The following is a 21817-nucleotide window of genomic DNA, read 5'->3' as shown; positions in this document are numbered from 1 at the left end:
CGGGGCTGGAGAAGCGCCGTCCGTGCCCCTATCTGGAGGACATGTCGCGAACACCGGCCGGAACTCCGGAAACTCCCCAAGGCACCGAACGCTTCAACGAGGATCGGGCCACCTCCACCGTGCGCGGGTCGGACAAGCCTGACCTCGAAGCCGGTGTCGAGGTGATCCGCGATACCGTGCGCACGCTGCCCACGCGTCCGGGCGTCTACCGCATGCAGGATTCGCGCGGCGAGGTTCTCTACGTCGGCAAGGCCCGCGTCCTACGCAACCGCGTTGCCAACTACACGCAGTGGGAACGCCTGCCCTCGCGCCTCCAGCGCATGGTCAGCCAGACCCGCTCGATGACCATCGTCACGACCAATTCCGAGGCCGAGGCGCTGCTCCTGGAAGCGCAGCTCATCAAGCGCTTTCGGCCCGCCTACAATGTGCTGCTGCGCGACGACAAGTCGTTCCCCTTCATCCTTTTGCGTGCCGATCACGACTATCCGCGGATCATGAAGCACCGGGGCGCGCGCAAGGCCAAGGGCAATTACTATGGCCCTTTCGCCAGCGCGGGATCGGTCAACACCACGATTAATGCGCTTCAGAAGCTCTTCCTTCTAAGGAGCTGTACGGACAGCTTTTTTGCGCGCCGTGACCGCCCCTGCCTGCTCTACCAGATCAAGCGCTGCTCGGCGCCATGCGTGGGCCGCATCGACGAGGCGGGGTATGCGGAACTGGTGCGCGAAGCGAAGGACTTCCTGGGGGGCAAGTCCAACGCGGTGCAGCGCAAGATCGAGGCGCAGATGGCCGAGGCGGCCGCAGCGCTCGACTTCGAGCGCGCGGCCATGCTGCGCGACCGCCTGCGCGCGGCGACCTTCATCCAGGGCAGCCAGGCGATCAACGCCGAAGGGCTCGACAGCGCCGACATCTTCGCGATGGCGGTGAACAATGGGCAGGTCGGGATCCAGGCCTTCTTCATCCGTGGCGGGCAGAACTGGGGGCACCGCGCCTTCTTCCCGACGCACACCGAGGGCCTTTCCGACGAGCAGGTGCTGCAGAGCTTCCTCACCCAGTTCTACGAGGAAGTGCCGCCGGCCAAGGTCATCCTCGTCGACCGCGAAATTCCCGAGAACGACCTCCTCTCCGAAGCCTTCCGCGAACTGGCCGGGCACAAGGTGGAAATCTCGGTGCCCCAGCGTGGATCGCGCCGCCGCCTTGTCGAGCAGGCGACGCGCAACGCCGTGGAGGCCTTGGAGAGACGCCTGGCCGAACGCGGCACGCAGGCCAAGGTCATGCGCGAGATGGCCGAGTTCCTGGAACTTTCTGAAATCCCGCAGCGCATCGAGGTCTACGACAACTCGCACATCCAGGGCACCAAGGCGCTGGGCGCGATGGTCGTGGCGGGGCCCGAGGGCTACATCAAGAACCAGTATCGCAAGTTCAACATCCGCGAAGCCCAGTCGAACGACGACTATGCGATGATGCGCGAGGTCATGACCCGCCGTTTCGGCCGCGCAATGGAAGAGGACCCGGACCGCGAAAGCGGCACCTGGCCCGACCTCGTCCTGATCGACGGGGGCAAGGGGCAGATGAGCGCGGTCAAGGAGGCTCTGGAGGAGCTGGGCGTCGAGGACGTGACGCTGATCGCCATTGCCAAGGGCCCGCACCACGGGCGCGAGGGGCGCGAGGTGTTCCACTTTCCCGACGGGCGCGAGAAGATGCTGCCGGTCAATTCCCCGGTGCTGTTCTACCTTCAGCGTCTGCGCGACGAGGTCCACCGCTACGTCATCGGGGCGCACCGCGCCAAGCGCAGCCGCGCCATCACCGCGAGCCCGCTCGACGAAATCCCGGGCATCGGCCCGGCGCGCAAGCGCGCGCTGCTGCTGCATTTCGGGACAGCAGGCAAGGTGCGCGCGGCGAGCCTGGAAGACCTGCAACGCGCGCCCGGTGTCAGCGCGGCCGTGGCGCGCACGATCTACGATTTCTACCACCCGGGAGGGTGATCGGCAGGTCGCTCCGTTAACCTGAGGCCAGCGCGGCAAGAAGCAGGAGCGCGACGATGTTGGTGATCTTGATCATCGGGTTCACGGCCGGTCCAGCGGTGTCCTTGTAAGGGTCGCCCACGGTGTCACCGGTGACGGCGGCCTTGTGGGCTTCGGAACCCTTGCCGCCGAAGTTGCCGTCCTCGATGTACTTCTTGGCGTTGTCCCAGGCGCCGCCGCCCGAGGTCATCGACAGCGCCAGGAAGAGGCCGCCGACGATCACGCCCAGCAATAGCGCGCCAAGCGCGGCAAAGCCGTTCTCCCGCCCCGCCACCAGCGTGATCGCGAAATAGACCACGATAGGGGCCAGCACCGGAAGCAATGAGGGCACGATCATCTCCTTGATCGCGGCCTTGGTGACGAGATCGACCGTGCGCGCATAGTCGGGGCGGGTCTGGTGGGTCATGATGCCCGGGTTCGCCTTGAACTGCGCGCGCACGTCGCGCACGACATCGCCCGCCGCGCGTCCGACGGCGGTCATGCCCATCGCGCCGAAGAGATAGGGCAGGAGGGCGCCGAGCAGCAGTCCGACAATGACGTACGGGTTCTCCAGACTGAAATCGACGGTGAGCTCGGGAAAGAACTCGCGCAGGTCCGTGGTGTAGGCGGCGAAAAGCACCAGCGCGGCAAGCCCTGCCGAACCGATGGCGTAGCCCTTGGTGACGGCCTTGGTCGTGTTGCCCACCGCATCGAGCGCGTCGGTCTTGGCGCGCACGCTGTCATCGAGCCCGGCCATCTCGGCAATCCCGCCTGCGTTGTCGGTGACAGGCCCATAGGCGTCGAGCGCCACGACCATGCCCGCCAGCGCCAGCATGGCGGTCGCCGCATAGGCGATCCCCAGTAACCCTGCGATCTGGTGGGCAACGATGATCCCGGCCACGATCAGCAGGGTGGGGAGGGCCGTCGCCTCCAGGCTGATGGCAAGGCCCTGGATGACATTGGTGCCGTGCCCCGTGACCGAGGCCTTGGCGATGGACTTGACGGGGCGAAAGCTGGTGCCCGTGTAGTACTCGGTGATCCAGATGATGAGCCCTGTGATGGCAAGGCCGACCATCGCGCTGTGGAACAGGTCGAAGCCATGGACTTCGCGTGCGCCGACCTGGAACTCGCTTGCCATGCCGCCCAGGGCGTAGGAGATCGCGAGCCAGATCGCTGGGATCGAGAGCACGGCGGAGACCAGGAAGCCCTTGTACATGGCGCCCATGATGTTGGCCTTCCGGCCCAGCTTGACGAAGAAGGTGCCCACGATCGAGGTGACGATGCAGGCCCCTCCGATAAGCAGCGGAAGCGCCATGAGCGAGGGGAGCTGCGGGCCGACATCGCCCAGCAACAGTGCGGTCAGGATCATCGTCGCGCCCACGGTCACGACGTAGGTCTCGAACAGGTCGGCGGCCATTCCGGCGCAGTCGCCCACGTTGTCGCCCACGTTGTCGGCAATGACGGCAGGGTTGCGCGGGTCATCCTCGGGAATGCCGGCCTCGACCTTGCCGACAAGGTCTGCGCCAACGTCCGCCGCCTTGGTGAAGATCCCTCCGCCCAACCGCGCGAAGATCGAGATGAGCGAGGCCCCGAAGGCCAGGCCCGTCAGGCCATTGACAACGCTGCGGTCTTCGCCGCTCCAGCCATGTCCGGCAGGTCCGGTGAGGTACCAGGAGAAGACGGCAATCGCGAGAAGCGCCAGGCCCGCCACAAGCAGCCCGGTGATCGCGCCTGCCCGGAAGGCGAGGGTGAGGCCCTCCTGCAAACCGTCCTGCGCGGCCGAGGCGGTGCGCACGTTGGCGCGCACCGAGATGGTCATGCCGATGAAGCCCGCGGTCCCGGACAGCACCGCGCCGATCACGAAGCCGGTCGCCGAAATCGCGCCCAGTGTCAGGAAGAGGATCACGGCCACGACCACGCCGACGATGGCAATGGTGGTGTACTGGCGTTTGAGGTAGGCCTGTGCGCCTTCCTGGATAGCGGCGGCGATTTCCTGCATGCGGGTGTTGCCCGCATCGGCGCCGAGCACGAACCGGCTGGTGACGAAGCCGTAGATCAGCGCCATCCCACCCAGGGCGATTGCAATCGTGAGTGCATTCACGCGATTGTCCCCTTCCCACTGTTATTATCGTTCTTGCGGCGGGTTTCTCCCGCTCAGGAGCTCTCAGAGCTACGCCTGTGCCGGGAAACTGGCAAGTTGCTTGTCAGGGGAGGTGGTCAGTGCTCGTAGCCAAGGTGGGTCGGAAGGGGGATTTCCGCACCCTCGCAGGTCAGGTGCAGACCCGCATCTGCGCCAATCGTGCCGAGCGCACGAACCGCGCCGCCCATGGCCTTGGCGATGGCTTCGATGTGGACGGTGTTTTGCGCTGGTGCGGTGAAGAGCAGGACGTAGTCATCGCCTGCACAGGCCGCTTTCATGCGGGCCTCGCGCGTGGTTCCGGCAAGGGCCGAGTACGCCGGAGACAGCGGCATGGCGCCAAGATCGATCCGGGCGCCGACGGCGCTGGCCGCAGCCAGGCGAGAGAGGTCGACGAGGAGGCCGTCTGAAACATCCATCATCGCATGAACGTAGGGCGCAAGCGCCGGGCCCAGCGGGGTGAGGGGCATAGGGCGGCGGTAGCGCGCCTTCAGCCAGTCCGCCTCGGGGCCTGTCGCAGCGCGTGTTCCCAGCAGGATGCCGAGGCCGAGACCGGAATCGCCGATGGTGCCGCTGACCCACACGATATCGCCGGGGCGGGCCATCGTGCGTGCGGGCGGCTCGGTGCCTTCGGGGCCTTGGCCGAGTGCGGTCAGTGAGAAGCTGCGCGGCGCGCCTTCGGGCATGCGTACGGTGTCACCGCCCAGCAGCGGCAGCGTAAAATGGCGGCAGGCCTCGGCCAGCCCCTCCAGGAAGGCGGTGTCCCAGGCGTCCTCGCCCAGCGCGTGCGAATAGAGGCAGCCGAGCGGGGAAGCCCCCTTGGCCGAAAGGTCCGAGGCGTTGACCGCAACCAGCTTCCAGGCAACGTCCTGCGCCGGATCGTCGGGGAGGAAATGCACGCTCTCGACCACGGTGTCCATGGTCAGGACGAGGTCCGCGCCGCCCACGTTCAGGACGGCGGCATCGTCCATCAGCCCGCGCGCAGCGGTGCTGGACGCAAGATTGCGCAGCGCCGAGATGAAGGCGGTTTCGGAGCTCATGGAAAAGAGGATAGACCGGAACGCGATGCTCCGGTCAATCCGGGTATCGGGCTTAGCGGACCGACTTCGCGACCGCGTCGAGGACGCCGTTCACGAACTTGGCTTCGCGCTCGTCGAAAAAGGCGTGGGCGACATCGACGTATTCGGTGATGGCCGCGCCGGTCGGCACGTCGGCGCGGGCCATGAGCTCGTAGGCACCGGCGCGCAGGATCTGCAGCATGGTCTTGTCGAGGCGGGTAAGGGCCCAGCCTTCGGCCAGCTTGGCCGAGAGCGCTTCGTCGATTTCGTCGCGGCGGGCGATCACGCCCTTCACCACGTCGTCGAAGAAGGGAATGTCCGCATCGGCGAACTTCTCGTCGTCGATTTCCATGCCGAGGCGATGGCGGCGGAATTCGTCGAGGAGGCTGGCCTGGGGCGTGCCTTCCATGTCGAACTGGTAGAGCGCCTGGACGGCGGCGAGACGGGCAGCAGCCCGCGATTTCTTGGAACCGGACATTACTTTTCAAGCCTTACGGAAACGGAGCGGGCGTGCGCGGGAAGACCCTCGGCCTCGGCCAGCGCCACGGCGGCGGGGCCGACGGCGCCAAGGGCGGCCTCGTTCAGCTGGATGAAGCTGGTACGCTTCATGAAGTCCAGCACGGAAAGCCCCGAGGAGAAGCGCGCGCGGCGCCCGGTGGGAAGAACGTGGTTGGGGCCGGCGACATAGTCCCCGACCGCTTCGGGGGTCATGCGCCCGAGGAACACCGAACCTGCGTGGCGGATCCTGGCAAAGATCGCTTCGGGATCGTCGGTGGCGATCTCGACGTGTTCGGCGGCGAGGCGATTGGCGAGCGCAGGCGCCTCGTCGAAATTCTCGACCACGACGATGACGCCGTTGTCGTTCCACGAGGTGCGCGCGGTACCTTCGGTCGAAAGCTTGGAGAGCTCACTCTCGACGGCCTCGGCGACGGCCTCGGCGAAGGCGGCATCGTCGGTGATGAGGATCGACTGCGAGGTGGGGTCGTGCTCGGCCTGGCTGAGAAGGTCGGCGGCCGTGTGAACCGGATCGTTCTTGCCATCCGCGATCACGAGGATCTCGCTCGGCCCTGCAACCATGTCGATGCCGACCACGCCGTAAAGCTGGCGCTTGGCTTCGGCGACCCAGGCGTTGCCCGGGCCAGTGATGACGTCGACCGGCGCGATGCGCGCGGTGCCGTAGGCCAGCGCGCCCACCGCATGGGCTCCGCCCACCCGCCAGACTTCGTCCACACCGGCGAGGTGTGCGGCGGCGAGCACCAGGGCATTCGCCTCGCCCTTGGGAGTCGGGGTGACGACAACGAGACGCTCCACGCCCGCAACCTTGGCGGGAATGGCGTTCATCAGCATCGAGGAGGGGTAGGCGGCGCGGCCACCCGGCACGTAAAGCCCGGCGGCATCGACCCCGCGCCAGACCGCGCCCAGGCGCACGCCTGCCGCATCGGTGTAGTCGCGGTTCTCGGGCAGCTGGGCCTCGTGGTAGGCCCGGATGCGCTCTGCGGCGAGTTCAAGCGCGGTGCGAAGGTCGGGGTCGAGCGCGTCGAAGGCGGCCTTGCAGTCCTGCGCCGAGACCTGCCAGCCCGTGGCGTCGAGATCGTGGCCGTCGAACTTCGCGGTCAGTTCAGCCAGCGCGGCATCACCGCGCGTGCGCACGTCCTTGAGGATCGCCGCGACATCCGCGGCAACGTCGGTCGCGCTTTCGCGCCGGTCATCGACGACGCGTGCGAACGCCTCCTCGAAGCCGGGATCGCGGGTGGAAAGGCGCTGCATCAGGCGGCTTCCTTCTCGCGCGCGACGGCGGCGCGGAAAGCGTCGACGAGGGCCGCCACGCGCTCGTCGGTCTTGAGCGCAGCGCGGTTGACGATGAGGCGGGCGGAGATCTCGAGGATCTTGCTCGTCTCGATAAGGCCGTTTTCCTTCAGGGTCCGCCCGGTCGAGACAAGGTCCACGATGCGGCTGGAAAGGCCCAGCGTCGGGGCCAGTTCCATCGCGCCATTGAGCTTCACGACCTCGGCCTGCACGCCCAGCTTTTCAAAGTGGCGGCGGGTGAGGTTGGGGTACTTGCTGGCAACGCGCAGGTGCGAGGGCAGCGTGTCGGTCTGCTCGCCCTTGATCTCGGCGACCGAGAGGTGGCAGTGCCCGATGTCGAGATCGACCGGCGCGTAGAGATCGGGGTAATTGAACTCCTCGACCACGTCCGAGCCGACGATGCCGACCTGCGCCGCGCCATGTGCGACGAATGTCGCAACGTCGAACGCGCGCACGCGGATGAGGCGCATGTCGCTGTTCTCGCACGCAAAGGAAAGCGCGCGCGACTTCTTGTCATGAAACTCGGCGTCGGGAACAACGCCTGCGCGCGCCATCAGCGGCAGAGCTTCATCGAGAATACGCCCCTTGGGCACGGCAAAGGTCAAAGGTGTCGGCATGGTGCGCGCATTTAGGCGCACGCAGGCCAAAGGGCAACCTGCAGAAGCCCGCGATTTTGGCGATGGCGCTCATCGCCAAAATCGAGGGACAAATTTGCAGGAGGTGATCACTCGCCGGGCGCGCGCGCCTTGATGGCAAGGGCATGGACCCGCTCGCCGGGAATGTCGCCCAGTGCAGCGTTCACCATGCGCTGGCGCTGGAGGCGCGAAACGCCTTCAAATTGCGCACTTTCGATATGGATCGTGAAGTGCGATTCGCCCGTGCCGTCATCGCCCATGTGGCCCGCGTGATGGGCCGAGTCGTTGACGATCTCGAGCTGGGTGGGAGCAAGGGCAGCGGTCAGGCGCTGGGCGATTTCCTGGGCGATAGGTCCGGTCATGGGGTTTCATTTAGCGACTGTTTCGCCCATCTTGAAGCGGGTGAGACAGCATAGATTTCATGGAAGATACGATTCCGACGGGCGCGAATGCAGCTGGCCGGGATGTGAAGAGGCAGGCGAATTTCGTGCGCCGGGTTCGCGCTCGCCCAGTTTCGACGGGCCAGGCGACTATCGGTGGTTCTGCCTGGAGCACGTGCGCGAGTTCAACGCCGGTTACGACTATTTCGAGGGCATGGAAGCCGAGGAAATCTTCCGCGCGCAGTCTCCGCTGCACGGTTGGGAGCACACCGCGCGCGCCTTCCGTCCCGACGAGACGGTCGATGGCGCGCCGCACTGGGCGCATTTCTCCGATCCGCTGGAGGCGATCCAGGCCCGCGCACGCCAGCACGTCAAGCGCCGCCGTGGCGAGGTGCAGGACGAGATGCGCGCCAACGCCCGTTTCACACCCGCGGAACGCGGCGCGCTGAAGGTGCTCGGCCTCGAACTCGATGTCGACCGCAAGACGATGCGCATGCGCTACACCCGCCTCCTGCGCCAGTACCATCCCGATCAGAATGGCGGCGATCATGGCCACGCCGAGAAGCTGCAGAAGGTTGTCGAGGCCTACAACCTGCTCAAGAAGGCGGCGGCTTTCGCCTGAGGGCAACTTCAGGATAGTGTGAAGGGATGATTCCGAGGGCTATCGCCCTCGGGCTCCCAAAACTGTCTGGCTCACCTCTCACCAGCTGCGTGGGCCGAGAGAGCTAAGGTCGCCCATTTTGGGGGCAAGGGGCGATGGCCCCTTGAAAAAGCATACTTCCTTTGCCTTCGCGCTGACTGTCAGCGCTCCAGCACGGCCTTCCAGCGTGCGGCATTGGTTTCGCCGAAGACGCGCGGGACGTCCTTGCCGCGGTAGAAGGCCTCGAAGGCTTCGGCGCCTTCGGGGATGACGACCCAGTCCTGCTTGGCCTTGGTGAAGATATGCAGGTCGGGAACCACGGCGTGCGTGTTGTCGAGGGTGCCAGCGCGCACGAAACGGGCCTTGTCTCCGGCCTGGTGGAAGGTGGACCACAGCGAGATGCGGCAGTGGGGGCAGCGGAAGTTTGCCTGTCCATGACCGCTTTGAGTGGGCATCTCCACCGCTTCGGGGGCTTCGCCCAGCAGGGTGATGTGCACGGTCTCGATTACCAGATTGAGGGCAAACGCGCTGCCGGTCTGGCGCTGGCAGGCGTGGCAGTGGCAGCACTTGGTGACGATGGGTTCGGCCTCGAGCCGGTAGCGCACCTTGCCACAGTCGCAGCCGCCTTCCTCTCCGCTCAGCATCGCATCACACTCCCTTGATGGACGGGTGGCTCACGCCTTGTCGGACTTGGCGATCAGCGCGCCGTCGATGGCCTTGGCTTCCTTGTAGGCGCTGCGGGCCTGGCAACGCTCGGTATAGGCGACGAAGGATTCGTTGGGCGGCAGCAGGCCGAAGTTGAGCCCCCAATCGATCGAACTTCCGACATAGACATCGGCCATCGTGAAGCGTTCGCCGCACACCCACATGCGGTCTTCGAGAAGGTGGTCGAGCGTGGCGATCAGGCGCTCGAAATTGCCGAAGCTGACGAGCCCTTCCTGCCGCGCGTCGGAGGGGCCGAAGCCCAGCGCCTTGGCGGTGAGGGCCTGGTCGACGGGGCCTGCGCAGAAGAAGGTCCAGCGGTAGTAATCCGCCATCTGCGTGTCGTCGGGCAGCAGTTCGGCCTCGGGGTGCATCTCGGCAAGATAGAGGCAGACGGCGGCGGCCTCGCTCACCACGCGCGGGCCTTCGTTGGCGTGATGGATAAGGGTGGGCACCTTGCCCATCGGGTTTGCCGCAAGGAAATCGGCGCTCTTGGCGCTCCAGTCGACCAGTTCCTGATCGTAGTCTGCTTCGACTTCGTGCAGGGCCCAGCGCGCAATCTGCCCGCGCGACATGGGATTGGTGTAGAACGTGTAGTCAGCCAAGAACCGTTCTCCTTGCCCGGCGAACCCCTGCCGCAGAGCCTTGTCCCGGGAAGCTGCGGCAAGGCGCGCCTGCCGTCAATCGCTTCGCGGCGGACCGAAGGTGTGGACATGCCAGGAGATCGCGGGGGCAATGAGGCCCTTTTCGCTCCGATATGGAGGCAGTCCTGTTTTGTGCAGGTCTGGTGGAGGGTTACCAATTGCAACCATGGGACTTCAGCAGATCTCGCGTCAAACGGATGGCATGTCGGCTGCGGCACTGGCGCAGGCTCCGGCCCACAAGGCCCGGCGCTGGTACCAGGACGGCTGCGGGGCCGCGCAGGCGCTCGAGCTCATGGGGGAACGGTGGTCGCTGCTGATCGCCCGCGAACTCCTGCTGGGGGCGCGGCGCTTCAACGAGATTCGCGCGGCCTTGCCGGGCCTCTCGGCCAAGATCCTGAGCGAGCGGCTGGAGACGCTGGAAGCCAGCGGCGTGGTCCAGCCTTGCCTGCTGCCGCCTCCGGTCTCCGCGCGTGCCTATGGGCTCACGCAATGGGGACAGGGCCTTGAGGACGTGCTGTGCGCGCTCGTGCGCTGGGCGTATCGCGAGGGGGACGTGCAGGGCGAAGAGCTCCCGCTAACTCCGGTGGCCTTGATGCTCGCCTTGCGGTCCTGGCTCGTTCCCGAACGCATTGGAAAGCTCGATCTGTGGGTCGCTTTCGACATTGCCGAACAGCGTTTTGCCGCGCGCGTTCGGGCCTCCGGCATGACCATTCATCCCGGAGGCGCGGCCCTGCGCGCACCGGAGCTGCGCTTCACGGCGCGAACTGCCCGCGATCTGCACGAGGTGCTCTTTTCAGGCGCAGAGCGTGACGTGCCGGAGAAGGGCCTGCGCAGTGAGGGGGATCCGGCTCTTGCCGACCGCTTTGCCGGACTTTTTGCGCAAGCGGGTCCCAAAGCACTCTGATCGTTGGTGTCGCGGCGGGTGCCCGACACCAGCGGACCGGGAAAAAGCCTTTGCGGTGCAAAGCATGTTGCGGTGCGGTGCTCTGTCCTTTAGTCGGGTAGCGCGATGACAGAGACAGCGATGACCCAAGCCGAGAACCGCGAAGCCACCGTGCTCGCCGCACCCGATATCGAACTTGATGTTCGCGAAACCTTCGGGATCGACATCGACATGAAGGTGCCTGCCTTCTCCGAAGCGGACGAGCGCGTTCCCGATCTTGACGAGACCTACGTGTTCGATCCGGACACCACGCTCGCGATCCTGGCCGGCTTTGCCTACAACCGCCGCGTGATGGTCCAGGGCTATCACGGGACCGGCAAGTCGACCCATATCGAACAGGTCGCAGCCCGCCTCAACTGGCCGTGCATCCGCATCAACCTTGATGCCCACATCAGCCGTATCGACCTCATCGGGCGTGACGCGATCGTGCTGCGCAACGGCATGCAGGTGACCGAGTTCCGCGAAGGCCTGCTTCCCTGGGCGCTGCAGCACCCGGTCGCGCTGGTCTTCGACGAATACGACGCGGGCCGCCCTGACGTGATGTTCGTGATCCAGCGCATTCTCGAGACCGAGGGCAAGCTGACCCTGCTCGACCAGAACCGCGTGATCCGCCCGGACAAGCACTTCCGTCTGTTCGCGACGGCCAACACAGTGGGCCTTGGCGATACTTCGGGCCTCTATCATGGCACGCAGCAGATCAACCAGGGCCAGATGGACCGCTGGAACTTGGTCGTCGGCCTCAACTACCTCCCGTCGGAAACCGAAGTCGACATCGTGAGCAAGAAGGTCACGCAGGTCGCCCCCGAGGTCATCGCGCAGATGGTCAAGGTCGCTGATTTCTCGCGCCAGGGCTTCATGAACGGGGACATCTCCACCGTGATGAGCCCGCGTACCGTCATTACCTGGGCGCAGAACACCGCGATCTTCAACGACGTGGGATTCGCGTTCCGACTCTCGTTCCTCAACAAGTGCGACGAGACCGAGCGCATGCTGGTGGCCGAATACTACCAGCGTGTCTTTGGCAACGACCTTCCCGAAAGCGTCGTCGGCAAGGCCTGATCTTTCGCTGCACCTGGGTGCTGCGAAGGCTCTGAAAGACAAAGATACATCGCAATTGCGCCCCGGAGCGGGAGGGAAGCCTCTCGGTCCGGGGCGCAATTGCGTTGGCCGCATGTTGAAAAATACTCACGCGGTGCTGAGAAATGGGTTACAATGCGTATCTGGCAATCGCGCTTTGTTTAACTACATAGCATAGCAACAGGGGCTGACACCAAGCTGACACAATCCCGCAATCTGGTTTCGTGTTGGCCATGGCCGTCGATGGTCTGAAACGCACTGCAAAACCCCCGAAGAGGGCCGTTTCGGCGACTGGATGTAGCCTCCCTGTGTGAAGCTGTGTCCCATCCCGGAAACGAAGACCCTGTCATGATTATCGATTTCAAGTCCACCGAATTGTCCACCTTCGATGCCGACGTGTGCGTCGTGGGATCCGGAGTTGCGGGTATTACCGTCGCGCGCCGCCTGCTGGCGGCCGGCCGAAGCGTCACGATCCTGGAATCGGGCGGCTTCGACTACGAGGAGGACACGAGCGATCTCAACGCGGGCGAAACGGTCGGCGCGCCCTACTACCGACTCGATCACGCCCGGATGCGCTTCTTTGGCGGGACCACCGCGATCTGGGGCGGGCGTATCGCCGAGCTCGACCCCATCGATTTCGAGCGCCGCGACTGGGTGCCGCACTCGGGCTGGCCGGTCTCCTATGCGCAGATGCAGGAATATTATGACGAATCGCGCGGCTATTTCGGCCTGCCCGAGCGTCGGCTCGAAGCCAAGGATCTGGCGCGCGTCGGCGTCTGGTTTCCCGAATTCGACGACACGATGACCGTGAAGCTGTGGAATTTCGACCCGGAATTCAGCCGCTTCAACATCAAGAATTGCCGTGACCTCGTCAGCCATCCGCGCTGTACGATCCTGACTCACGCCACCGCGACCCAGATCCGGACCGACCACAGCGGGGCCCATGTGACCGGTCTCGACATCGCGAACCTGGCGGGCCGCCGCGCGCGCATCAATGCCCGCGAGGTCGTTCTCGCCTCGGGCGGGATCGAGAATCCGCGTCTGCTGCTCGCGTCCAACCAGGTCCATGCCAAGGGCCTGGGCAACGGGCACGATCTGGTCGGCCGCTTCTTCATGGAGCATCCCCACGCGCGCGGCGGGCATGTCACGACCAGGCTCGTCTGGGACATGTTCAAGGCCTATGGCCGCCGCCACACCCTGAACGGCCAGACGGTGGCCGCGTTGCTGGCCGCCGCCGAGAGCACCCAGCGCCGCGAGGGCATGCTCAACACCTCGATGACGATCGCTCCGCGCCAGCCGTCGGACAGCCGCCAGTTCATGGGCATGCGCGCCTACAACAAGATCAAGCACGATCTCTCGCCCACGCGCCACGCGCGCCTCATGTGGCTGGTCACCAAGCGGGCGGCGACGATGGCGCAGAAGGTGGCCGACCCCGCGCGTTCGTGGCTGCTGTACAAGCTCAACCGCGTGGAAGCCGCGCTTCTTGTGCGCGCGGAACAGGCGCCCAATCCCGACAGCCGGGTGCGCCTTTCGGGCGAGCGCGATGCGCTGGGCATGCCGCGCGTGGAACTGGACTGGCGCCTCACCGACCTTGACGTGCACTCGGTCGACCGGCTGGTCTCCACCTTCGGGGCCGAGATCGAGCGGATGGGGCTGGGCAAGGTGGACAAGGAGCCCTGGCTTTCGGGCGCGCGCCGCGAGTGGACCTTCGATCCGCTGGTCAGCGCGCATCCGATCGGCGGCTACCACCACATGGGCACGACGCGCATGTCCAACTCACCGTCCGAGGGCGTGGTCGACGCGCAGTGCCGCGTCCACGGGGTCAACAACCTCTACATCGCGGGCAGCTCGGTCTTCCCGACCTCGGGCTGGGCGAACCCGACCTTCACCATTGTCGCGCTGGCGCTGCGCCTCGCCGATCAGATCGCGGGTCAGCCTGCGCAGCCAGTGCTGAAGAAGATCGCCTGATCGCCTCCTGGGCCTATGTGAAAAGGGCCTGCCGTTCCGTGGGGAGCGGCAGGCCCTTTTCGTGTCAGGAGCCGGTGCGGGTGAAGCTTTGGGGCCGGCCGTCCTTGTCGACGGCGACCATGGTGTAGCGTGCGGTCGCGGCGTGGCTGCGCAGGCCGCTCAGCAGTTCCTCGGCCCACAGTTCGACCTCGACCAGCATCGAGCTGCGCCCCGTCATGCGGATGCGCGAGACGAGTTCGATCATCGAACCTTCACCGATCGGCGAGGTGAAGTCGATGCGGTCGGAGGAGGCCATCACCACGATCTCGCGGCAATGGCGGGTGGCCGCGATGAACGCGGCCTTGCCCATCATCTTCATGGCATCGCCGCCGAACAGGTTGCCGTGGTGGTTGGTGGAGGTGGGAAAGACCATCTCCACCATGCGCAGCGGCTCGTCCTCGGCTGGTTCGGGGGCCGGGGCAGGCATCGGCGGGAGGGGCAGGCGCGTATCGGGGCCCTTGCGTGCGACCATGGTGAAGAGCCCGCGCGTCAGGTTGCGCCGCTCGCCGCTCACCAGTTCCTCGGCAATGACATTGACTTCGACATCGAGCGAGCTGTTGCCCACGCGCGTCAGCGTGCCATGCACTTCGACCATCTCGCCCGAGAACCCGGGTGCGGTGAAGTCGATGCGTTCCGAGCGCGCGGTGACGAAGGGCGCGCGGCCGTGCCGCGTGGCGGTCAGGAAGGCCACCTTGTCCATATGGGCCAGAGCCACACCGCCGAACAGCGTGCCATGGTGGTTGGTGTCGCCCGGAAAGATCATGTCGATGAGGCGCACCGAGCTGTCGGCAAAGGTCTGGGTATCTTCGGGGGTAGGGGTAATCAGGTAATCAGAGGACATTCGGGTTCCCGCGTGGACGTGGTGGCAACAGGGACGGCGCAGGCATACCCCAGCTTCGGCGTAATGCCGGGAAGGGGGACCTTTGCTCTCCTGTGGGGTTCGGGCGCGGCGCGTGCGGGGCGCTGATGCGCCCGCAGCTATGGTGCGCCCCGGTTGCAGCGCCGCCGTTCCGGGGCTGCAACACGTGCGTTGCGTATCCCTGTGAGCGTTACCGTCTCAGGTCAAGGGCTTGGCGCGAAGGCTTATTGCTGTGCGGATAGCGCGCGCTCGAAGCGCTCAGGCCTCGGGATAGATGGCGCGCACGAAGTAGAGCCCGTCGGGCGGCGCGTTCAGGCCAAGCGCCTGCCGGTCCTTGGCGGCCAATGCCTTGCCGACTTCGCTCTCGTCCCAGCGGCCCATGCCGACCAGTGCGAGGCAGCCCACCATCGAGCGCACCTGGTGGTGCAGGAAGCTGCGGGCCTCGGCCTCGATCAGCACCATATCGCCTTCGCGCCGCACGTCGAGCCGGTCGAGCGTCTTCAACGGGCTTTGCGCCTGGCAGTGGACCGAGCGGAAGGTGGTGAAGTCGTGGCGCCCGACCAGCGCCTGCGCGGCGCGGTGCATGGCTCCCTCGTCGAGTGGGCGCGAGACCTGCCAGGCCTTGCCGAGTTCCAGCGTCAGCGGGGCGCGGCGGTTGGCGATGCGGTAGATGTAGGAGCGCCCGATGCACGAAAAACGCGCGTGCCAGTCGTCGGGGACCACTTCGCAGGCGGTGACCGCGACGGGATCGGGCCGCATCCTGGCGTTGAGCGCTTCCATCAGGCGAAAGGCGTCGAAGGGCTTGGCGATCTCGATATGCGCGCGCATGCCCAGCGCATGGACGCCCGAATCGGTGCGTCCGGCCGCGTGCATGATCACATCCTCCCCGGTGATGGCGTGGGCCGCATCCTCGACCGACTGCTGCACCGAGGGGCCGTGTGACTGGCGCTGCAGGCCCATGAAGGGCGCGCCGTCGAATTCGAGGGTGAGGGCAAAGCGGGTCACGCGATCTGGGTCCCCACAGGGATCGCGCGGCCGCGCAAGAGGTCCTGGGTCGCCATGGCTGGTTTTCCGGCGCGCTGGATGCGCGTCACGCGCAGCGCCCCCGTGCCGCAGGCGATGGTGAGCGCATCGTCGAGCGTCGTGCCTGGCGCTCCAGTGCCGTCGACGACCTCGGCCGCGTGGACCTTGTATCGCTCGCCCTCGAACTCGAAAAAGGCGCCAGGCGCGGGCATGAAGGCGCGCACCTTGCGTTCGATGGCCTGGGCGTCCTGCGTGAAGTCGATGCGGGCCTCGCCCTTTTCGATCTTCCTGGCGTAGGTGACGCCGTCTTCGGGCTGGGTGACGGGGCGATGGTTGGTCAACTCGCGCAGCGTGCCGACCATGAGCTGTGCGCCCTTGTCGGCCAGTTCCGTGGTCAGCTCGCCGGTGGTCTTGGCATCGATGGTGGTGCGCAAGGTGGCGAGCATGGGGCCGGTGTCGAGGCCCTTTTCCATCTGCATGATGGTGACACCGGTGGTCGGGTCGCCCGCCTCGATCGCGCGGTGGATGGGCGCCGCGCCGCGCCAGCGCGGCAGGATCGAGGCGTGGATGTTGAGGCAGCCGTGGCGCGGCGCATCGAGGATCGCCTGGGGCAGCAGCAGGCCATAGGCCGCGACCACCGCGACATCGGCCTCGAGCGCGGCGAAGGCGGCCTTTTCCTCTTCGCCCTTGAGCGAGACCGGCGTGCGCACCTCGAACCCGCGCATTTCGGCCACCTTGTGGACGGGCGTCGGGGTCAGTTCGCGGCCGCGGCGGCCACCGGGACGGGGCGGCTGCGAATAGACGCAGACGATCTCGTGGCCCGCATCGGCCAGGGCTTCCAGCGCCGGGACCGCGAAATCGGGGGTTCCCATGAAGATGATACGCATATTGTGGGCAACTTCCTCGCTCGTCGTGGTGCCGGGCTTCCGCTCGGACCGGGGAGGCCCTATCTCTCTCCTCATGGCATCGCAAGAGATCGAGACGCTGACCGCCGCGCTGGCCCGCTTGCCGGGCCTTGGCCCCCGTTCGGCCCGGCGCGCGGTGCTCTGGCTCATCAAGCGGCGTGAAAGTTCGCTCGTTCAACTGCTCGAGGCGCTCGATGCGGTGCGCGAGACGCTGGTCGAATGCAGCGTATGCGGCAATGTCGACACGCGCGACCCTTGCGGCATCTGCGCCGATCCCCGCCGCGACCAGCGTTCGCTCTGCGTGGTCGAGGAAGTGGCCGATCTGTGGGCGCTTGACCGTGCGCATCTCTTTACCGGTCGCTACCATGTTCTGGGCGGACGACTCTCCGCGCTTGATGGCGTACGGCCCGAAGACCTTGCCATCGACAGCCTGCTTGCCCGGATCGAGGAGGGCGGCATCGATGAGATCCTCCTTGCGATGAATGCCACGCTCGAGGGGCAGACAACCGCGCACTACATCGCGGAAAAGTTGGAGAACCGGCCTGTGCGCATCACCCAGCTGGCGCATGGTTTGCCGGTAGGGGGTGAACTCGACTACCTGGACGAGGGCACGCTGGCGCAGGCGATCCGCGCGCGCCGCCCCGTCACCTGAGCGAGGGGACTGGCGGCACGATTTCTGTGATCGCCATCGCAATCTTGCGAAACGCGCAGGCTGCGCTTATTTGCAAGGCATGGCTATCCGCGAAATCCTTGAAGTTCCCGATCCTGTCCTGAAGCAGGTCTCCAAGCCCGTCGAAACTTTCGACGACGAGCTCAAGACCCTTGTCGAGGACATGTTCGAGACCATGTACGATGCCCCCGGCATCGGTCTTGCCGCCATTCAGGTCGGCGTTCCCCTGCGTGTCCTCGTGATCGATCTCCAGCCCGACGATCCCGATGCAGAGCCCGAAGTGTGCAACCACGGCGGGCACCAGCACACGCACCAGCCCACGCTCAAGGAGCCGCGGGTCTTCATCAACCCGGTCATCCTCGACCCGTCCGAAGAGCACAGCGTCTATCAGGAAGGCTGCCTCTCGGTTCCCGAGATCTATGCCGACGTGGAGCGTCCCGCGACCTGCCGCGTGCAGTACCAGGACCTGGACGGCAACCACCATGAGGAAGCCATCGAGGGCATGCTGGCAACCTGCCTGCAGCACGAGATGGACCACCTCGAGGGTATCCTGTTCATCGACCACCTTTCGCGTCTCAAGCGCCAGATGGCGCTGCGCAAGCTGGAAAAGCTGCGCCGCGCGGCCTGATCCGTCCAGAATTGCGGACAACGGACCGGGAAGGTCTGGCGTTCTTGAATTGTTCCAACTAGAATGGCGGCATGGACATCATCCTTGCCGCCATTCTTGCACTCGTCGTCGGCCTTGGTGCCGGCTGGTTCTTCGGCTCGCGCCCCACAGCGCAGGCCAACGCGCGCCTCGCTAGGAGCGAACGCGCCCTCCAGGAACTGGAAGAGCGCTTCCGCGCCGCGATCCGCGATCTGGCGGGAGCCGAGGCGCGTGCGGGGCGTGCGGACGAATATTCCGCCGCCCTGACCCGCGAGCGCAGTGCCTATGCCAATCAGTTGGAGCGTGTGCGCGGGGAGGCTACGGCCACTCTGGAGCGCGAACGCGCCGAGGCCACCGCACGCTACGACGCGGTACGCACCGCGTTTGACGCCGAGATGGGGCGTCTGCGTGAGGCCTATCGCGAGGCCAGTGACGAACTTTCCACCCTGCGCGAAAAGACCGCCAACTTCGATGAGCAGAAGCGCCTTCTGGTCGAGGCGCAAGACGCGCTGCGCAAGGAGTTCGAGAACGCGGGCGCCAAGGTTCTCGAAGGCGCGCAGGAAGCCTTCCTGCGCCGCGCGGGTGCGCGTTTCGAGGAAAGCGAGAAGGCCAACGCCGAACGCATCCGCGCGCTGCTGGAACCGGTCGGCGCGCGTCTCCAGAGCTACGAGGCGCAGGTCTCCGAGCTGGAAGCCAAGCGCGTCGATTCCTTCGGCCAGCTGACGGGCCTCATCCAGTCGATGCGCGAAGGGCAGGAGCGGGTGCGCGAGGAAGCGCAGCGCCTTGGCAACAGCTTGCGCAACGCCCCCAAGGCGCGCGGGCGCTGGGGGGAGCAGCAGCTGCGCAACCTCCTGGAGCAGTGCGGCCTGTCCGAACACACCGACTTCGTGACCGAGCATTCGATCGACACCGAGGAGGGGCGCCTGCGTCCCGATGCCATCGTCAACATTCCGGGGCAGAAGAAGCTGGTGATCGATGCCAAGGTGTCGCTCAACGCTTACCAGGAAGCTTTCGAGGCCGAGGACGATGCCGCGCGCGAACTGGCGCTCAAGGCTCATGTCGCCTCGATGCGAAATCATGTGCAGACATTGGGCGCAAAGAGCTACCAGAGCCAGTTCGAGGACGCCCCGGACTACGTGGTGATGTTCGTGCCGGGTGAGCATTTCGTGGCAGCAGCCCTCGAATACGATCCGGAACTGTGGGACTTCGCTTTCCGCAACCGCGTTCTCCTGGCCACGCCCACCAACCTTGTCGCCATCGCGCGCACGGTCGCGCAGGTATGGCGCCAGGATGGTCTGGCCCGTGAAGCGCGCGAGATCGGCCGGATGGGCGGTGAACTGTACGACCGCATCGCGGTGGCGGCCGAGCACATGAAGCGCGTGGGCGCGGGGCTGGAAACGGCGGTCAATAATTACAACAAGTTCGTCGGCAGCTTTGAGCGCAACGTGCTCTCATCGGGACGGCGCCTGCGCGAAAAGCACATCGAGATCGGCAAGCGTGAGATCGAGGAGGCTCCCCGAGTCGAGGCCGCGCCGCGCTACGGCGCTGCCGATATCGAGGTCGCGCTCCCGGAATATCCCGAAGCTGAAGCGCGTGCTGCGCTGGCTTCGGCTGACGAGGAGTAAGGCGCGCTCAGTCCTCGACGCGGATAAGCTCGGCGGTGTGGCCGCTCGATTGCAGGATCATGCGCTCCTCGTTCACGCGGATGCGCGGCGTGGACGCGAGGAGTGAGCCGACGGCCTTTTCCTGGTCCCAGGCTGGGGCAGGGCAGGCCATCTCGGTCTGGACCAGGGGGCCGGCGACCAGACGGTCGGCGGAAATCCGCCAGGGTCCGCTCATGCGGTTGCAGCCGACGAGAACGCGGACCTCGCCCTTCTCGAAGCGCATGTCGGCCGCATCGGACATCGGCGACTGGCCGTCGATCAGCGCAAAGCTCCAACGGCTGGCGCTGAGGTGCTGGCCTTCGGTGTCCGGGGCGCAGGCGATGAGGGCCAGCGCGGGAAGGGCGCCTGCCAAGGCGCGGCCGAAGGAACAAACTCGAATCATGCCTGCATGGTGCCATGCAGCATGTGAGAGCGCGATGAACGGGCCTATCCGCAAAAGGCAGGCGCAGTCGCGCCTGGGCTACCCGCTCCGCTCAGGGATCGAGGTGGGCGAGGGCCTCGTATGCGAGGACCGCGCCCGCAACCGCAGCGTTGAGGCTGTCCGCGCGCCCGCGCATCGGGATCGTGACCCGCAGGTCGCAGGCGTCTTCGTATTCGGCCGGGAGCCCTTGCGATTCGTTGCCGACCATGAGGAAGCAGGGCGCCGCATAAGGCGCCTTGCGGTAGTCGGTCGGGTCGCGCAGCGAGGCGGCGACCAATTGGCCCTCACCTTCGCGCAGCCAGGACTGGAATTCATCCCAGCGCGCCATCGCCAGCTTCTGCGTGAAGATGGCGCCCATGCTGGCGCGCACGGCTTCGACCGAAAAGGGGTCAGCGCAGTCGTCGATGAGGATGAGGCCGCCAGCCCCGACCGCATCGCCGGTGCGCAGCATCGTCCCCAGGTTCCCCGGATCGCGCAGCGCCTGCGCGACGAGCCAGATGGGAGCGGCCTGCCGGTCAATCCCGGCAAGGCGCGTGTCGAACTCGGCGAAAACCCCGGCAACGGCTTGCGGGTTGTCCTTGCCGGTCACCTTGGCGAGGATGTCCTGGTCCATCTCCACGACTTCGCCGCCCGCCGCGGTTACGGCCTCTTCGAGCTGGTCGAGCAGGGGATGGGCGGCGCGGCCGGTCGCCATGACGAGCATCTCGGGGAGAATGCCCGATTCGCGCGCGTCGGTCAGCAGGCGCAGGCCTTCAGCCAGGAAGCGCTGCTCACGCCGGCGGTGCTTCTTGTCGCGCAGCGAGCGCAGGAACTTGACGAGCGGATTGGAAAATCCGGTGATGGTGCGGCGGTACGTCACGTCGGAATGCGCCTTCTCAGCCCTGGTCTTCGCCAAAGCCGTCACGCACCAGCGCAACAAGCCGGTCGAGCGCGGACTGCGCGTCGTCGCCGGTGCACGCGATCTCGATGCTGTCGCCCTTGGCGGCGCCCAGCATCATCAGGCCCAGGATCGAATTGCCCACCGCGCTTGCGCCATCCTTGCTGACCGAAACCGACACGCTTGCGGGCAATTCGGTGACGTAATTCACGAACTTGGCACTGGCCCTGGCATGAAGTCCGCGCTTGTTAACGATGGTTACCGTCTCACGGCAGTCGTTCATGCATCCTGTCCCAGGTATTCGCTTGCGATGGTGATGTAGTTGCGCCCCGCTTCACGCGCGGCCACGGCGGCGTCGCGCACCGACATGCAGGCGCGGGCCTTGGCGAGGCGGATCAGCATGGGCAGGTTGATCCCGGCGATGACTTCGACCGTTCCGGCTTCCATCAGCGAGATCGCGAGGTTCGAGGGTGTTCCGCCGAACAGGTCGGTGAGGATGATCACGCCTTCGCCGTTGTTCACCTTGACGATGGCCTCGGCAATCTCGGCACGGCGCCGCTCCATGTCGTCGTTGGGACCAATGCACACGGTCTCAACCGCCGTCTGATCGCCGACGACATGTTCCATTGCGTGAACGAACTCTTCGGCAAGATTGCCGTGAGTGACCAGAATCATGCCGATCATGTTGAGGAAACGCTCCGAATACCCTGCAGTTGCACC

The 21817-nt window shown here is 65.9% G+C and carries 23 protein-coding genes; 8 read left to right on the top strand and 15 right to left on the bottom strand.

The genetic code is table 11. The annotated features are described in order from the left end of the window. Window positions 1–41 precede the first annotated feature (41 nt). A complete protein-coding gene (gene uvrC / locus HT578_RS03610) occupies window positions 42–1985 on the top strand; it encodes an excinuclease ABC subunit UvrC (RefSeq protein ID WP_213502197.1) in 1944 nt (647 codons plus the stop codon). Between the two features lie 16 nt (window positions 1986–2001). On the opposite strand, the gene HT578_RS03605 is transcribed toward uvrC, so the two are convergent. The 6 genes from HT578_RS03605 to HT578_RS03580 form a co-directional block, all read right to left on the bottom strand. Further along, window positions 2002–4104, bottom strand: a complete 2103-nt coding sequence (locus tag HT578_RS03605) for a sodium-translocating pyrophosphatase (RefSeq protein WP_213502196.1) — start codon at window positions 4102–4104, stop codon at window positions 2002–2004. 116 nt (window positions 4105–4220) lie between these two features. Next, on the bottom strand, window positions 4221–5180 hold the full coding sequence (gene thiL, locus HT578_RS03600) for a thiamine-phosphate kinase (RefSeq protein WP_213502195.1): 960 nt from the start codon (window positions 5178–5180) through the stop codon (window positions 4221–4223). Window positions 5181–5232: 52 nt separating this feature from the next. Beyond that, a complete protein-coding gene (nusB, locus tag HT578_RS03595; protein WP_213502194.1) occupies window positions 5233–5676 on the bottom strand; it encodes a transcription antitermination factor NusB in 444 nt (147 codons plus the stop codon). After that, window positions 5676–6965 (bottom strand): histidinol dehydrogenase, encoded by a 1290-nt coding sequence (gene hisD / locus HT578_RS03590; RefSeq protein WP_213502193.1) that lies wholly within the window; start codon window positions 6963–6965, stop codon window positions 5676–5678. Before hisD ends, nusB begins: the two co-directional genes overlap by 1 nt. Then, a complete protein-coding gene (gene hisG, locus HT578_RS03585; RefSeq protein ID WP_039393002.1) occupies window positions 6965–7621 on the bottom strand; it encodes an ATP phosphoribosyltransferase in 657 nt (218 codons plus the stop codon). Before hisG ends, hisD begins: the two co-directional genes overlap by 1 nt. Before the next feature lie 107 nt (window positions 7622–7728). After that, a complete protein-coding gene (locus tag HT578_RS03580; RefSeq protein WP_039393004.1) occupies window positions 7729–8001 on the bottom strand; it encodes a BolA family protein in 273 nt (90 codons plus the stop codon). Between the two features lie 193 nt (window positions 8002–8194). Here HT578_RS03580 and HT578_RS03575 point away from each other — a divergent pair, with 193 nt between their 5' ends. Then, the gene (locus tag HT578_RS03575; RefSeq protein WP_338422161.1) at window positions 8195–8641 is read left to right on the top strand and encodes a J domain-containing protein; all 447 of its coding nucleotides are present in this window, start codon (window positions 8195–8197) and stop codon (window positions 8639–8641) included. A 179-nt stretch (window positions 8642–8820) separates the two neighbouring features. Here HT578_RS03575 and HT578_RS03570 read toward each other — a convergent pair whose 3' ends face one another. Then, window positions 8821–9303 (bottom strand): GFA family protein, encoded by a 483-nt coding sequence (locus tag HT578_RS03570; RefSeq protein WP_239026469.1) that lies wholly within the window; start codon window positions 9301–9303, stop codon window positions 8821–8823. 30 nt (window positions 9304–9333) lie between these two features. Then, the gene (locus HT578_RS03565; protein ID WP_039393025.1) at window positions 9334–9966 is read right to left on the bottom strand and encodes a glutathione S-transferase family protein; all 633 of its coding nucleotides are present in this window, start codon (window positions 9964–9966) and stop codon (window positions 9334–9336) included. 241 nt (window positions 9967–10207) lie between these two features. On the opposite strand from HT578_RS03565, the gene HT578_RS03560 reads away from it, so the two are divergent. From HT578_RS03560 to HT578_RS03550, 3 genes are all read left to right on the top strand, one after another. Then, entirely contained in the window at window positions 10208–10909 is a 702-nt protein-coding gene (locus HT578_RS03560) for a winged helix-turn-helix transcriptional regulator (protein ID WP_213502192.1), read from the top strand. Window positions 10910–11029: 120 nt separating this feature from the next. Beyond that, entirely contained in the window at window positions 11030–12007 is a 978-nt protein-coding gene (gene cobS / locus HT578_RS03555; protein ID WP_413465125.1) for a cobaltochelatase subunit CobS, read from the top strand. A 366-nt stretch (window positions 12008–12373) separates the two neighbouring features. Beyond that, a complete protein-coding gene (locus HT578_RS03550; RefSeq protein ID WP_213502191.1) occupies window positions 12374–13993 on the top strand; it encodes an FAD-dependent oxidoreductase in 1620 nt (539 codons plus the stop codon). A 64-nt stretch (window positions 13994–14057) separates the two neighbouring features. On the opposite strand, the gene HT578_RS03545 is transcribed toward HT578_RS03550, so the two are convergent. The 3 genes from HT578_RS03545 to fmt form a co-directional block, all read right to left on the bottom strand. Continuing rightward, window positions 14058–14873: an acyl-CoA thioesterase gene (locus HT578_RS03545; RefSeq protein ID WP_213502190.1), complete on the bottom strand. Its 816-nt coding sequence runs from the start codon at window positions 14871–14873 to the stop codon at window positions 14058–14060. Between the two features lie 276 nt (window positions 14874–15149). After that, window positions 15150–15896 carry a tRNA pseudouridine(38-40) synthase TruA gene (truA, locus tag HT578_RS03540; protein ID WP_213502189.1) on the bottom strand — a complete coding sequence of 249 codons (747 nt, stop codon included), beginning with the start codon at window positions 15894–15896 and terminating at the stop codon, window positions 15150–15152. Further along, the gene (gene fmt, locus HT578_RS03535) at window positions 15893–16801 is read right to left on the bottom strand and encodes a methionyl-tRNA formyltransferase (protein WP_213502188.1); all 909 of its coding nucleotides are present in this window, start codon (window positions 16799–16801) and stop codon (window positions 15893–15895) included. Before fmt ends, truA begins: the two co-directional genes overlap by 4 nt. Before the next feature lie 73 nt (window positions 16802–16874). Between fmt and recR the strand changes: the two genes are divergently transcribed. The 3 genes from recR to HT578_RS03520 all read left to right on the top strand — a co-directional run bounded on the left by recR (window position 16875) and on the right by HT578_RS03520 (window position 19760). Beyond that, window positions 16875–17471: a recombination mediator RecR gene (recR, locus tag HT578_RS03530; RefSeq protein ID WP_039395244.1), complete on the top strand. Its 597-nt coding sequence runs from the start codon at window positions 16875–16877 to the stop codon at window positions 17469–17471. A 79-nt stretch (window positions 17472–17550) separates the two neighbouring features. Next, a complete protein-coding gene (gene def, locus HT578_RS03525; RefSeq protein ID WP_039393087.1) occupies window positions 17551–18117 on the top strand; it encodes a peptide deformylase in 567 nt (188 codons plus the stop codon). Between the two features lie 71 nt (window positions 18118–18188). After that, complete coding sequence (locus HT578_RS03520; RefSeq protein WP_213502187.1) at window positions 18189–19760, top strand: DNA recombination protein RmuC; 1572 nt, start codon at window positions 18189–18191, stop codon at window positions 19758–19760. A gap of 7 nt (window positions 19761–19767) precedes the next feature. Here the strand turns inward: HT578_RS03520 and HT578_RS03515 are convergent, their stop codons facing one another. From HT578_RS03515 to HT578_RS03500, 4 genes are all read right to left on the bottom strand, one after another. Next, window positions 19768–20181 (bottom strand): META domain-containing protein, encoded by a 414-nt coding sequence (locus HT578_RS03515; protein WP_213502186.1) that lies wholly within the window; start codon window positions 20179–20181, stop codon window positions 19768–19770. Window positions 20182–20272: 91 nt separating this feature from the next. After that, window positions 20273–21079 carry a TrmH family RNA methyltransferase gene (locus tag HT578_RS03510; RefSeq protein WP_213502185.1) on the bottom strand — a complete coding sequence of 269 codons (807 nt, stop codon included), beginning with the start codon at window positions 21077–21079 and terminating at the stop codon, window positions 20273–20275. 16 nt (window positions 21080–21095) lie between these two features. Next, the gene (locus tag HT578_RS03505; protein ID WP_039393091.1) at window positions 21096–21380 is read right to left on the bottom strand and encodes an HPr family phosphocarrier protein; all 285 of its coding nucleotides are present in this window, start codon (window positions 21378–21380) and stop codon (window positions 21096–21098) included. Then, window positions 21377–21781 (bottom strand): PTS sugar transporter subunit IIA, encoded by a 405-nt coding sequence (locus tag HT578_RS03500; RefSeq protein WP_213502184.1) that lies wholly within the window; start codon window positions 21779–21781, stop codon window positions 21377–21379. Before HT578_RS03500 ends, HT578_RS03505 begins: the two co-directional genes overlap by 4 nt. Window positions 21782–21817: the final 36 nt, after the last annotated feature.

Source organism: Novosphingobium decolorationis (genome assembly GCF_018417475.1).
In the GTDB taxonomy this organism is placed as follows: domain Bacteria; phylum Pseudomonadota; class Alphaproteobacteria; order Sphingomonadales; family Sphingomonadaceae; genus Novosphingobium; species Novosphingobium decolorationis.
The sequence above is the reverse complement of the archived record's forward strand: the minus strand, read 5'-3'. Positions and strand labels throughout refer to the sequence as shown.